Consider the following 12,125-nt stretch of genomic DNA (forward strand, 5'->3'; position numbering starts at 1 on the left):
GGAGTCGATCAGGCGTTGCTCGACGGACTGTCCGGCTCCGACGGGTGCGTGAGCGGGCGACCGGCGAGCAGGTCGCGGATCTCCACGAGGAGGTCGTTGTCCGAGGCGGGGGCCTCGATGCCCTTGCGCTTGGCGGCGGCCTCCTTCATCTTGTTCATCGGCCCGACCAGGACGAAGTAGATGATGGCCGCGATCAGCAGGAAGTTGATGATCGCGGTGATGAGCATCCCGAAGTCCATGACGGTCGCGGGATTGTTGTCCCGGAGTTGGACGGCGAAACCGATCTCGTTGTTCCCGCCCAGCAGAGCGATGAGCGGGTTGATGATCGCGCTGGTGAACGCGTCGACGATGGTGGCGAACGCGCTACCGATGACGACCGCGACCGCCAAGTCGATCACATTGCCCTGCATGATGAATTCCTTGAATCCCTTGAGCATCGTGCGCCCCTTTCCCAGGCGGGTTCTTTCAGATCCGGCGACGATACCACCCGGCCAAGTCTCCTGACCTCATCTCAACCGTGGACCACGACGGCCAGCGGGGTCCCGGCGGCCGTCGCGGCGAGGCGGGCGGCGTCGGCCTCGGGGACCTCGACGAGGAGCGAGCGGGCGCCGGAGCGTCCCACGGGGGCGTCCCGTACCCGGGCGGCGTGGGCGGCGAGGGCGGGTGCCTGCCCCGGGGCGAGGTCGGCGGTGCCGACGAGGTCGACCAGGTCGCCGGGTCGGAGCAGATCGGCCACGGTCGGGTCGGCGAGCGGGACGGGCACCACCCGGACCGGTCCGCGCGCGGGATCGTCGCCGCGCCCCGCGTCTGCGGCGGTCGGGGCGGTGGGGTCCGCCGGGTCCGGGGCACCGGATCGGCCCACGAACGGTGCGGCCACCACTAGCGCGGCCGCGAGCCCGATCCGAACCGCGCGGCGCCGCCGCCACCGCCCGGGTGTGGTCACCGAGGCGATGGTGCGGCGCATGGGGTCCCCCGTCGGTCGGTGCGCTCGACTCGAGCGCCGGGTCGGTGGGCGCCGGGCGGGCCGGTGCCGTTCGATCAGACCGTAGCGGCGCGGCGGGGCGGCCATGCCGCTCCGGGCGCGCGGAGGTGCGACGCCTGTGGAGACGGCCGGGGGTGTGGATAAGCGCGCGGGGAGAACCGGCGGGCGGTGCCCCGGCCGTGGGCGGCGGTGACGCGGCCGGTGACGACGGCGGTGCCGGTGACGACGGTGCCGGTGACGACGGTGCCGGTTACGACGACGAGGTCGACGACCCCGAGGAGGAGCCCGAGCCGGTGGATGCGCCGGAGCCGGAGCCCGAGCCGGATCCCGAGGAACCGGACGTCGAGGAGCTGCTGTCCGACGAGCCGGAGCCCGACGAGCCGGAGCCCGAGGAACCGCTGCCGGACGAACTGCCGCCCGATCCCTTGCCGGCCGAGCCGCTGTCGCCGGAGGCCCGGCTGTCGGTGCGGTAGAAGCCGGAGCCCTTGAAGACGACGCCGACCGTGTTGAAGAGCTTGCGTAGCGTGCCGTCGCACCGGGGGCAGACCGTCAGCGAGTCCTCGTCGAAGGACTGCTGGATGTCGAAGGCGACGTCGCAGTCGCGGCACCGGTAGGAGTAGGTGGGCATCGGGCCTCCCGAGGAGTATCGGATAACGCCTTGGCACTCTACTCCGGCGAGTGCCAAGTTCCGAAGTCGAGAACCGCCTCCGGGGTGATGACGCCGTCGACCGGCCGGTCGTGTGGCTCGGCGGGGACGTGGTCGACGACGTTCTCGGAGTCCAGCAGCGCGAGCATCCTCGTGTGCGGGCCGGTCAACGCGAGGGACCGGTCGTAGTAGCCACCGCCCCGGCCGAGCCGGTTCCCGGACCGGTCCACGGCGACGGCGGGGACGAGGACGAGATCGGCACCCGAGATGAACTCCGGCCCGGCGGGCGGGGCCGACGGGACGGGGATGCCGAACCGTCCCGGGACCAGGTCCGCCGGCCCCGCGTACGCCGCCCACTGCAACGGGCCGACCACCGGCGAGACCGGCAGGAACACCCGCGCACCGCACCGGGTGAGTTCCTCGGCCAGACCCCGTCCGCCGGCCTCGTCGTCGTCGGGGACGTACGCGCAGACCACCATCCCGGCGGTGACGACGCCCCCCAGGCGCCCGAGGATCCTCCGGTCGCGCTCGGCGCGCACCGGCGCCGGCACCGCGGCCCGGCGATCGAGGGCCTCGCGGCGCAACCGCGTCTTGGCGACCGAGAGGGCGACGGTCTCGTCGGTGCGATCGGGCCGGTCGGACTGCATGACCCCAGTCTGCCGCGCGTGGCGTCACCCCGAGGGGGCGGGTGCGAGGTCTAAGGTGGTCGCCATGACGTCCAGTACCTCTGTCGACCCGCAGTTCCGGACCGCCGTCGTGCCGGCGGCCGGCCTGGGGACCAGGTTCCTGCCCGCCACCAAGACGGTGCCCAAGGAACTGCTACCGGTCGTGGACACCCCGGGCATCGAGCTCATCGCCGAGGAGGCCACCGAGGCCGGCGCCGGGCGACTCGCGATCGTCACCTCCGAGCGCAAGGTCGGCGTGATGGCGCACTTCTCCGAGGACCAGGTCCTCGAGGACACGCTGTCCGACCGCGGCAAGGACGTCCTGCTGCACAAGGTCCAGCGCGCCCCCGGGCTCATCGAGGTCGTGGACGTGCGCCAGGACGAGCCGCTGGGGCTCGGTCACGCGGTCGCGCAGGTGGAGTCGGTGCTCGGCGACGAGGAGAAGGCGGTGGCCGTACTGCTGCCGGACGACCTCGTCCTGCCGTTCGGGATCCTCGGCCGGATGTCGGCGGTCCGCGCGGCCCGCGGCGGCAGCGTGCTGTGCGCGTTCGAGGTGGATCCGGAGGACGTGTCGTCCTACGGCGTGTTCCGCGTCGAGGACACCGATGACCCGTCGGTGAAGAAGGTGCTCGGCATGGTCGAGAAGCCCGCCGCCGAGGACGCTCCGTCCAACCTCGCCGCGGCCGGGCGGTACGTGCTCGACCGGGCCATCTTCGACGCGCTGCGCCGGATCGAGCCGGGCGCCGGCGGCGAGCTCCAGCTCACCGACGCGATCGACCTGCTCATCGGCGAGGGGCACCCCGTGCACGTGGTGGTCCACGACGGTACGCGGCACGACCTGGGCAACCCGGGCGGCTACATCAAGGCCTGCGTGGACTTCGCGCTGGACAACCCGGCGTACGCGGACGATCTCCGCGAGTGGCTCTCGGACCGGCTGGGTTCCTGACGAGCGCCGTAGGTGAGGCGGGCCCGCTCGGCGGGCGGTGACTGGTACGGGAAGGGGACACTGGGTGCGCTCCGTCGAGGAACAGCTGGCGCTGGTGACGGCGGCCGCGGTCGCCCCGCGCCCGGTCCGTGTGGCGATCTCCGAGGCGCAGGGTCTGTTGTGCGCCGAGGAGGTCGTGGCGGAACGGCCGCTGCCGGCGTTCGACCAGGCCGCCATCGACGGGTACGCGGTGCGCAGCGTCGACGTGCGCGCCGGCGGACCCACCCCCCAGGGCGGGGACGGCCCGGCCGGACCGGCGACACTGCCCGTGGTCGGTCAGATCACCGCGGGATCCCGTCAACCGACCCGCCTCCAGCCCGGCCAGACCGTCCGGGTGGACACCGGCGCACCGCTGCCCACGCTCGCGGACGCGGTCCTGCCGATCGGGTGGGCCACCGCCGACGGGCGCCACATCACCCCCTCCCGCGCCGTCCGCACCGGGGACTACGTCCGACGGGTCGGCGACGACGTGCAGCCCGGGGACGTGGCGGTGCGCGCGGGCAGCATCATCGGACCGGCGCAGGTCGGCCTGCTCGCCTCGGTCGGGCGCGCGAAGGTATTGGTGCACCCCAAGCCACGGATGGCGGTCATCTCCGTCGGCGACGAACTCGTCGACGTCGACGGCCGGCCCGGCACCGGACAGGTCTACGACGTCAACTCCTACGCCCTCACCGCGGCCGGCCGGGACGCCGGCGCCGACGTCCACCGCGTGGGCATCGCCAGCACCGAACCGTCCCGCCTGCGCGAGGTCCTCGAGGGTCAACTCGTGCGCAGCGAGCTCGTCGTGGTCTCGGGCGCCGCCGGCGGTGAGGCGACCACCCGCATCCGCCAGGTCATGGCAGAGCTCGGCCAGATCGAGGTCAACCGGGTGGCCATGCACCCCGGGTCGGTCCAGGGGTTCGGGCGGCTCGGACGCGACGAGGTCCCCACCTTCCTCCTGCCGTCCAACCCGGTGAGCGCCCTGGTCGTCTTCGAGATCATGGTCCGCCCCCTCATCCGGATCGCCCTCGGCAAGCGCCAGCCCATGCGCCGCACCGTCCGCGCACGGACCGTCGCGCCGATCTCGTCGGTCGAGGGTCGACGCGGATACCTGCGCGGACAACTGATGCGCGACACCGACACCGGCGAATACCTCGTCCGCGCCCTCGGCGGCGCCCAGGGGTCGTCCACCCACCTGCTGGCCTCGCTGGCGGAGGCGAACTGCCTCGTCGTGATAGACCCCGGCGTCACCGCGGTGCGTACGGGTGACGAGGTCGACGTGATGTTCCTCGCCCAGCGCGGGTGACCGGGCCGGCGACATGAGCGGCCCGTGGAGCGCGTTCGCCGCCGACACGGTGACCCGCCCCGGGTGGCCGATCGAGGCCGGGCCGGTACGCGTGCGCGCCGGGGTCGTGACCCTGCGCCCGGTCCGCCGCCGCGACGCCCGGGACTGGGCGGCGCTGCGGTTGTTCGAGCGGGACCACCTCGAACCGTGGGAACCCACCCTCGAGGGACGCTGGCACGAGAACAACTCCGCACGCGCGTGGCCCCCGATCCACGCCCAGCTCAAGCGTTACGCCCGCGCCGGCGCGAGTCTGCCCGCCGCCATCGAACTGGACGGCCGCTTCTGCGGGCAGCTCACGGTGGGCGGGATCGTCCGCGGCGCGCTGCACTCCGGCTGGATCGGCTACTGGGTGGGGCGGCCCTTCCTCGGTGGCGGGGTCGCCACCGCCGCCCTGGCGCTGGGGGTCGACCACGCATTGGGCCCGGGAGCGCTACACCGGGTCGATGCCACCGTCCGGCCGGAGAACACCGCCAGCCGCGTGGTGCTGGACCGGTGCGGTTTCCGCGAGGAGGGACTGCTTCGCCGCTACCTCCACGTCGACGGTGCGTGGCGCGATCACCTCCTCGTGGCCCGGACCCGCGAGGAGCACGGGCGGGGCGCCGTCGCGGCTCTCGTGGAGGCGGGTCTGGCGCGACGCGCGTGACCGCGCGTCTGAGTATGTCCTGAGCATCGTGACCTGCGGCGCGCCGTCACTGGACGGGGCTCGGGCCCCGATACGGTTGGGACCTCACCACGACGTCCCGTGTCGGGGTAGACGCTCGAGGAGGCCTGATCGATGTCGAGCTCGCTGCTGATCATCCTGCTGGTGGTGGTCTGGCTGTTCGTCCTCGCGCCGATGCTCATCCGGTCGCGGAATCCCATCCGCCGCACCGGTGACGCACTGGCCCAGACGCGCACGCTCTACTCCGGCGGTTCCGGACGACTGGTACCCAGTCGCGGCCGTGCCGCCGCCGACCCGGTCCAGGCCGAGGACGAGGACTCCCTCTTCGGTCTGCCCTCCGGGGCGGGCGCGACGGACGCCGAGTTGCTCGACACCGAGACGTGGGAGCACCTGCTCGAGCAGACCCTGCGCCGTGAGGCCGCCGGCCGCCGGGGCGAGGCCGTCCGCCGGGCGATGGAGGAGCGGCGCGCCGCGGTGGCAGGGGACCCGGCCGCCGAGGAGGTCACCTCCGAGATCCCGGCCATCACCGTGGCCGACGAGCAGGACCCGGTCCGGGCGGTCGCGTCGGTCGACGAGCGGTCCGCCTCCGCCGTGGGCGCCCGGGTCGGCGACCTCCGCTCGGGCGGCGGAGCCGCGAGCGGCGTGGGCGCGGCGGCCGCGGATTCGGACGTGTCGGGCGCGGTGGCGGACGACGAGATGCGGCACGCGGTGGTCGTCGACGGCGAGCTCGTCGAGGGCACGGCGGGGGAGCGGACCGCGGCTCGGACCGATCATGCCGAGGACGCCGCGGGCATCGACGAGGAGGCCGTTCTCACCCATCGTGGGCGCCGACGCCCGGCCGAGCCCGAGGTCGAGCTCACGGACGCCGATCTGAGCTTCGCCGAGCGGCGGCGCGGGCGCGGGGCCTACGACCCGATGGCGGACCGCGAGGCCGCCGAGCAGCGGGCCCACGCGCGCCAGCGCACCGCGCTCATCCTCGTGGCGTTGTCCGTCGTCACCGTGATCGCCGCGCTGCTCACCGTGCCCGCCGTCTGGTGGTTCGCCGGAGGCTCCGCCCTGCTGCTCGCCGCCTACCTGACCTACCTGCGCCGCCAGGTCAAGCTCGAGGAGAGCCTGCGCCGGCGCCGCGTCGAGAGGATGCGTCGCGCCCGGCTCGGTGTGGAGTCCCGCGAGGACGACGAGCTGTCCGTGGTGCCGCCCCGCCTGCGGCGTCCCGGTGCGGTCGTGCTGGAGATCGACGACGAGGACCCGGCGTTCGACGTCCTCGATACGTTCGACGATCACCTGGATTCCGACCCCGGGCACCACGATCACCGGCGTCGGCAGCACGTACCGCTGCGGCGCGCGGTGGGCTGATCGACGGCCCGGTTTGGTCGGGGGGCCGACCATCCTGGTAAGGTGTTCCACGCTGCTCGAGAGGGCGGCATCGTCGCCCGCGAGGGTGGCATCGTCGCCCGCCAGGGCGGCGAGGGGCTATAGCGCAGTTGGTAGCGCGTCTCGTTCGCATCGAGAAGGTCAGGGGTTCGATTCCCCTTAGCTCCACCCAAGGACTACGAGTTCAGAGGCCGTTTCCGCGCAAGCGGGGACGGCCTTTCCGCTTTGGGGTGAGTTGGCTTTGGGGTGAGTTGGCGCTGGGGTGAGTTGGCGCTGTGGTGAGCTGGCTTTGTGGTGAGCTGGCGCAGTGGCCGTTCACTCTTTCACCGTCGTCGCACGCTTCTCGGCCGAGCCCGGCGATGTGCTCTCCCTCGCCTCCGACGCCGCGCGGTGGCACGAGTGGGCGCCTGCGCTGTTGCGCGGGCTCGGCCGACGTCACCCCGGCCGCGTCACGGTGCGCGCGCTGCCCGGCGGCGGCGAGCTCGAGTGGGAGTGCTCCATCCGGACGTCCGATCGGTTCGTCGGCACGGTAGTAGCCAGGGTCCTCGAGGCCCTCGTCGCCCTGCTGGCGCGTCGGGTGGTCACCGAGGCCGACCGGCGGATCACCCTCACCCGCAGGCCGAGCCTGCGGGCCCGCCTCCAACGCCTCGGTCTGCAGCTGGTCATCCGACCCGTGTTGACCGTCGCCCCGTTCGACGAGAGGTGGATCCGGGCGATGCGCGCGGTGGCCACCGGCGCGTCGCGGGCCACGGGATCGCGTCGCGTGGCCCGGACGGCGGTCGGCGCTCCCGTCCCCGGGCTCTGGATCGACGGGCCGGTGGACGCCCCGGGGCTACTCGTGTTGCACGGTGGTGGCTATGTCGCCGGCTCCCCGGACTCGCACGCCACCATGGCGACCACGCTCGCGCGGTTGTCCGGATCGACCGCCTACGTTCCCGACTACCGACTCGCGCCCGAGCACCGATACCCGGCCGCCCTCGATGACGCCGAGGTGGCATTCCGTCATCTCGCTGAGCGCGTCGGTGGTGCAGAGCGGGTCGCCGTCGCCGGGGACTCCGCCGGCGGCGCCCTCGCCCTCGGGCTGCTCGACCGCCTCCGCCGCAGTGGGGAGCGCCCGGCCGCCCTGGCGTTGGTCAGCCCCTGGGTCGACCTCGCCGGGCCCACCGGCCCGGGGCGGCAGGCCGTCGCGGCCCGGTGGCGCGGCGCGTTCGACCCGCGCACGCCACCGAGGCTGGCCCGCGCCTGTCGCGATGCCTACGCCGGGGACGTCCCGGTCGACGACCCGGGGGTCTCACCCGCCCGGCGCCCCCTCGACGCGTCGACGCCCCCGATCGCGATCGTGTGCGGCGGTGACGACTTCGTGGTCGACGACGTCCGCCGGTTCGTCGAGGCCAGCCGTTCGCGTGGCGCGACGATCGACCTGCGGGTCTGGCCCGGGATGATCCACTGCTTCCCGGTCGTGGCGGGCACCCCGGAGGGCGCGTCAGCGCTGGCCGTGCTCGCGGCCCACATCAGGAGCGCGGTCGCCGGTGCCTCGGACGCTCGCCGGTAGGGATGACGGGATCGTGACGATCGCCTGCGGCGTGCCTCTCGTGGAGATCGGCACGGGCGCCTTTAGCGGGTAAGGCGTACCTATGGTCCGCAGGTGGCGGGCCGTAGCGCCGCCCGGCGTAGGGTTCCTGTGGCGATTCGCGGCAAATGTGCTGGCCAGACGGGGGACGGGGCGGGTGGAACAGGTTATAGTTCTGCCCATGAGTCTCGCGCCCGGAACACCCGCACCCGACGTCTTCAGCCCCGGCAAGATCGGCAACGTGACGCTGCGCAACCGCATCGTCAAGGCCGCGACCTTCGAGGGGCGCTGTCCCAAGGGGCGCATCACCGACGAGCTCATCGAGTTCCACGCCGAGTACGCCCGCGGCGGCGTGGGCATGACGACGGTGGCCTACCTCGCGACCTCCCCCGAGGGCCGCACCGACAAGCACCAGTACCACTGGGGCATGGACGACGGCGGCATGCTGCGCAAGCTCACCGACGCCGTGCACGCCGAGGGCGCCGCGATCTCCGCCCAGGTCGGTCACGCCGGGGCCGTCGCCAACGGTTCCTCCAACGGGCTGCCGCCGCTCGGGCCGTCCCGGATCCCGGCCCCCACCGGCCTGGCGATCACCAAGGCCTGCACGGAGGCGGACATCGACCGGATCGTGTCCGACCACGTCCGCGCCGCCCGCGGTGCGTATGAGGCCGGTTTCGACGCCATCGAGGTGCACTTCGGCCACAACTACCTCGTCAGCGAGTTCCTCAGCCCCAAGCTCAACCGGCGCAAGGACTCCTACGGCGGATCGCTGGAGAACCGAGCCCGCTTCGCCCGCCGCATCGGCCGCGCCATCCGCGACGCCATGGGCGACAAGATCGCGGTGACCATCAAGCTCAACATGGACGACGGCGTGCCCGGCGGGTTCTGGATCGACGAGGCCCGCCAGGTCGCCCAGTGGCTCGAGCAGGACGGCTCCGCCGACGCGCTGGTGATGACCGTCGGCAGCTCCCTGCTCAACCCCATCTACCTGTTCAAGGGCGCCGCGCCCCTGGAGGAGTTCGCCGCCACCCAGCCCGCGGTGATCAAGATGGGCATGAAGGTCGTGGGTCCGAAGATGTTCAAGGAGTACCCGTACACCGACGCGTACATGTTCGACGACGCCCGGCAGATCCGCGAGGCCGTGGACCTGCCGATGATGCTGCTCGGCGGGATCGTCGACCGGCCGTCCATCGACAAGGCGATGGGGGCCGGTTTCGAGTTCGTCGCCATGGGCCGTGGCCTGCTGCGTGAGCCCGACCTGCCCAACAAGCTCAAGGAGGACGACCGACGCCGGTCGCTCTGCGTGCACTGCAACCGTTGTATGGCCACCATCTACAGCGGCAGCCGCTGCGTGCTGCGCGAGTACGTCCCGCCGATCCCCGCCCGCGGCGGCCACGACACCCTCCAGGCGACGAGCCCCACGCCACCCGTGTAGAGCGGACGCGCCCGCCCGTCCCCGCCTCACGTGCCCCGTCGGGCCGCTACGGTGATCACATCGGGTGGCCCGCCGCTTTTCGATCCGGGCCCGGACGTGGGGGAGTAGATGTCGAGGCGACGGATCAAGAACTACCGGGGCAGGGTCTGTGTGGTGACCGGCGCGGCCAGCGGGATCGGTCGCGCGGCGGCCCTCCGGCTCGCGGATGAGGGCGCCCGCTTGGTGCTCACCGACCTCAACGCCGAGGGGCTGGCCTCCGCCGAGCAGGCCTGCCGGGACGCCGGTGCGCCCGTGCTCGTGGCCGAGGCGCTCGATCTCACCGATCACGAGGCCGTGATGGCGTTCGGGGAGCGCGTCGTGGCCGACAGTGGTGCGCCCGACGCGATCTTCCACGTGGCCGGCAACTCGGCCTGGGGCCGCCCGGATCTGCTCGAGCACCGGATCTGGCGGTCGATGGTCGAGGTCAATCTCATGAGCACCATCCACGTGGTCGAGGCGTTCGTGCCCGCGATGATGACCGCCCGCAAGCCCGCCGCGCTCGTCCTGGTCTCGTCCGCCGCCGGTCTGCTCGGACTGCCGTGGCACGCCGCCTACAGTGCCGCCAAGTTCGGGATCCGCGGCATCGCCGAGGTCCTGCGCTTCGACCTGGCGCCGTACGACATCGGCGTGCACCTCGTCTGCCCCGGCGGCGTCGACACCCCGCTCGTGGAGACCGTCGAGATCGCGGGCGTCGACAGGTCCGATCCCGAGGTGGCCAGGACCGTCGACCAGTTCCGGCGCCACGCGGTGACCCCGGATCAAGCCGCCGAGAAGATGCTCGAGGGCGTGCGCAAGGGGCGCTACCTCGTCTACACCTCCCCGGACGTCCGCGTCGGCTTCGCGGCGCAGAAGTTCGCCCCGCCGTTGTACCGGCTCGCGATGATGGCCCTCCACCGTCGGCTCGCCAAGGCCGGCCGGGGCATCCTCCCGTGAAGGGGATGGAGACCCTCCGGGACGCCGCGATCCTCCTGGCCCGTGTCGGGCTCGGGGTGGTGTTCGCGGCCCACGGATGGCAGAAGTTCTTCACCCTCGGCCTGGGCCGGGTGGCCGAGCAGTTCTCGAGCTACGGCATCCCGCAGCCGGCCGTCACCGCCGCGATCGTCGCCGGAGTGGAGTTGGTGGCCGGGGCCGCCCTCATCGCCGGGCTCCTCACCCCGCTCGCGGGCATCCTGCTCGGCGTGGATATGGCCGGCGCGTTCTACTTCGTCCACGCGACCAACGGCCCGTTCATCACGCAGAACGGCTGGGAACTCGTGGTGGCGCTCGGGGTGGGGGCGCTGCTCGTGGCGGCGGTCGGCGCCGGCCGGTTCAGCATCGACAGGGTGCTGGGCGGCTAGCGCCGACCGGGCGGGGACGGCTGTCGCCGCCCTGGCCTCACCCCGAGGCCATCGCGCGCATCGCGGACACCGGGAGGCCGTCCGGGTACGGGGCGTCGATGCCGGCCTCGTCGAAGGCGTTGCGGATGCGGCGCCGCAGCTCCCGCTCGGTGGCCCACTGGGTGTTGGCCTGCGTCACCGCGGTCATCCGCAGGGACCAGAAGTCCGCGTCCAGCGCGTTCACGCCCTGGAGTTCCGGGCCCGAGATGAGGTTCGAGGCGATCGGCTCCTCGGCCGCCGCCTGCCTGGCGGTCTCGATGGCCACGGTGCACGCCCGGTCGACGTCGGCGGTGTAGGACACGGGGATCTCGAGGAACGCCACGCCGAAGTCCTGGCTGTAGTTGCCGACGCGCTGGATGTCGCCGTTGCGGCAGTACCAGAGCGTCCCGTGCAGGTCCCGCAGTGAGGTGACGCGCAGTCCCACGTGCTCGACCGTGCCCTCGGCCTCGCCCAGGTCCACCCAGTCACCGACGCCGTACTGGTCCTCGAAGAGCATGAACAGTCCGGAGAGGAAGTCCCGGACGAGGGCCTGGGCGCCGAAGCCCAGGGCGACGCCGACGATCCCGGCGGACGCGATGAAGGGCGCCACGTTGACGCCGACGATGGCCAGCGTCTGCAGCACCACCCACACGAGCACGGCGAACGAGACTATCGACTTGAGCACCGACCCGATGGTGGCCATCCGCTGTGCCCGCCGTTCCGCGCGCCGGTGCTCGGTCCGCACGTGCTCCGCGGAGCGTCGTCGACTGTTCTTCTTCAGGCTCGCGGCGGTGAGACCGCCACTCTCGTCGGCGGTGACCTCACTGCGGTCGCCGTCGGGGTCGAGTTCGACCGTGTGCGCGCCGGCGCGCTGGTCGGCCCGTTCCTGCCGGCGGCGCCACCACGAGGACGGGGACGCGTTCTTCGACGGGGCGGTGATCCGGTCGATGCCCCGGTGGAGCACCCACCGCACCAGCAGCGCCAGCACGAGGTACAGGGCGATCATGACCGGCTTCTCGACCAGCCACTGTTGGGTCACGTCGCTCATCGGGAGATCGGCGAAGGGAAGGGATAGCTCGTTCACTGCCG

At 72.7% G+C, this 12,125-nt stretch carries 13 protein-coding genes and 1 tRNA gene; 9 read left to right on the forward strand and 5 right to left on the reverse strand.

What is annotated here, in order from left to right; all coding sequences use genetic code 11:
- Nucleotides 1–8: 8 nt before the first annotated feature.
- From mscL to AC3DEV_RS08630, 4 genes are all read right to left on the reverse strand, one after another.
- Nucleotides 9–437, reverse strand: a complete 429-nt coding sequence (mscL, locus tag AC3DEV_RS08615; protein WP_206474929.1) for a large conductance mechanosensitive channel protein MscL — start codon at nt 435–437, stop codon at nt 9–11.
- Between the two features lie 74 nt (nt 438–511).
- Nucleotides 512–943: a hypothetical protein gene (locus tag AC3DEV_RS08620; protein WP_488371822.1), complete on the reverse strand. Its 432-nt coding sequence runs from the start codon at nt 941–943 to the stop codon at nt 512–514.
- A gap of 289 nt (nt 944–1,232) precedes the next feature.
- Nucleotides 1,233–1,610 (reverse strand): FmdB family zinc ribbon protein, encoded by a 378-nt coding sequence (locus AC3DEV_RS08625; RefSeq protein WP_488371823.1) that lies wholly within the window; start codon nt 1,608–1,610, stop codon nt 1,233–1,235.
- Between the two features lie 38 nt (nt 1,611–1,648).
- Nucleotides 1,649–2,275 carry a 5-formyltetrahydrofolate cyclo-ligase gene (locus AC3DEV_RS08630; RefSeq protein WP_120283951.1) on the reverse strand — a complete coding sequence of 209 codons (627 nt, stop codon included), beginning with the start codon at nt 2,273–2,275 and terminating at the stop codon, nt 1,649–1,651.
- A 64-nt stretch (nt 2,276–2,339) separates the two neighbouring features.
- On the opposite strand from AC3DEV_RS08630, the gene AC3DEV_RS08635 reads away from it, so the two are divergent.
- The 9 genes from AC3DEV_RS08635 (at nt 2,340) to AC3DEV_RS08675 (ending at nt 11,018) form a co-directional block, all read left to right on the forward strand.
- Nucleotides 2,340–3,239, forward strand: coding sequence for a UTP--glucose-1-phosphate uridylyltransferase (locus AC3DEV_RS08635; RefSeq protein WP_067713277.1), 900 nt, complete (start codon nt 2,340–2,342; stop codon nt 3,237–3,239).
- 64 nt (nt 3,240–3,303) lie between these two features.
- On the forward strand, nt 3,304–4,563 hold the full coding sequence (gene glp, locus AC3DEV_RS08640; protein ID WP_132061602.1) for a molybdotransferase-like divisome protein Glp: 1,260 nt from the start codon (nt 3,304–3,306) through the stop codon (nt 4,561–4,563).
- A 13-nt stretch (nt 4,564–4,576) separates the two neighbouring features.
- Nucleotides 4,577–5,245, forward strand: a complete 669-nt coding sequence (locus AC3DEV_RS08645; RefSeq protein ID WP_335673252.1) for a GNAT family N-acetyltransferase — start codon at nt 4,577–4,579, stop codon at nt 5,243–5,245.
- 132 nt (nt 5,246–5,377) lie between these two features.
- Nucleotides 5,378–6,619 carry a divisome protein SepX/GlpR gene (sepX, locus tag AC3DEV_RS08650; protein WP_488371824.1) on the forward strand — a complete coding sequence of 414 codons (1,242 nt, stop codon included), beginning with the start codon at nt 5,378–5,380 and terminating at the stop codon, nt 6,617–6,619.
- Nucleotides 6,620–6,732: 113 nt separating this feature from the next.
- Nucleotides 6,733–6,805 (forward strand) — tRNA-Ala (locus AC3DEV_RS08655).
- Between the two features lie 139 nt (nt 6,806–6,944).
- On the forward strand, nt 6,945–8,189 hold the full coding sequence (locus tag AC3DEV_RS08660; RefSeq protein ID WP_488371825.1) for an alpha/beta hydrolase fold domain-containing protein: 1,245 nt from the start codon (nt 6,945–6,947) through the stop codon (nt 8,187–8,189).
- Nucleotides 8,190–8,388: 199 nt separating this feature from the next.
- Nucleotides 8,389–9,642, forward strand: a complete 1,254-nt coding sequence (locus AC3DEV_RS08665; protein WP_067713288.1) for an NADH:flavin oxidoreductase — start codon at nt 8,389–8,391, stop codon at nt 9,640–9,642.
- Nucleotides 9,643–9,750: 108 nt separating this feature from the next.
- On the forward strand, nt 9,751–10,614 hold the full coding sequence (locus AC3DEV_RS08670; protein ID WP_335673249.1) for an SDR family oxidoreductase: 864 nt from the start codon (nt 9,751–9,753) through the stop codon (nt 10,612–10,614).
- Between the two features lie 5 nt (nt 10,615–10,619).
- Entirely contained in the window at nt 10,620–11,018 is a 399-nt protein-coding gene (locus AC3DEV_RS08675) for a DoxX family protein (protein WP_206474937.1), read from the forward strand.
- 37 nt (nt 11,019–11,055) lie between these two features.
- On the opposite strand, the gene AC3DEV_RS08680 is transcribed toward AC3DEV_RS08675, so the two are convergent.
- A complete protein-coding gene (locus AC3DEV_RS08680; RefSeq protein WP_488371928.1) occupies nt 11,056–12,084 on the reverse strand; it encodes a mechanosensitive ion channel family protein in 1,029 nt (342 codons plus the stop codon).
- Nucleotides 12,085–12,125: the final 41 nt, after the last annotated feature.

The sequence above is a fragment of the Dietzia sp. IBK-p2-15D genome (assembly GCF_057773105.1).

Bases quoted from the DNA above. Each gene is read 5' to 3' on its own strand.
- AC3DEV_RS08625 (WP_488371823.1), bottom strand. From the start codon at position 1,610: ATGCCCACCTACTCCTACCGGTGCCGCGACTGCGACGTCGCCTTCGAC.
- AC3DEV_RS08670 (WP_335673249.1), top strand. From the start codon at position 9,751: ATGTCGAGGCGACGGATCAAGAACTACCGGGGCAGGGTCTGTGTGGTG.
- AC3DEV_RS08645 (WP_335673252.1), top strand. From the start codon at position 4,577: ATGAGCGGCCCGTGGAGCGCGTTCGCCGCCGACACGGTGACCCGCCCC.
- AC3DEV_RS08635 (WP_067713277.1), top strand. From the start codon at position 2,340: ATGACGTCCAGTACCTCTGTCGACCCGCAGTTCCGGACCGCCGTCGTG.
- AC3DEV_RS08630 (WP_120283951.1), bottom strand. From the start codon at position 2,275: ATGCAGTCCGACCGGCCCGATCGCACCGACGAGACCGTCGCCCTCTCG.
- AC3DEV_RS08665 (WP_067713288.1), top strand. From the start codon at position 8,389: ATGAGTCTCGCGCCCGGAACACCCGCACCCGACGTCTTCAGCCCCGGC.
- sepX (WP_488371824.1), top strand. From the start codon at position 5,378: ATGTCGAGCTCGCTGCTGATCATCCTGCTGGTGGTGGTCTGGCTGTTC.
- mscL (WP_206474929.1), bottom strand. From the start codon at position 437: ATGCTCAAGGGATTCAAGGAATTCATCATGCAGGGCAATGTGATCGAC.
- AC3DEV_RS08675 (WP_206474937.1), top strand. From the start codon at position 10,620: ATGGAGACCCTCCGGGACGCCGCGATCCTCCTGGCCCGTGTCGGGCTC.
- AC3DEV_RS08680 (WP_488371928.1), bottom strand. From the start codon at position 12,084: ATGAGCGACGTGACCCAACAGTGGCTGGTCGAGAAGCCGGTCATGATC.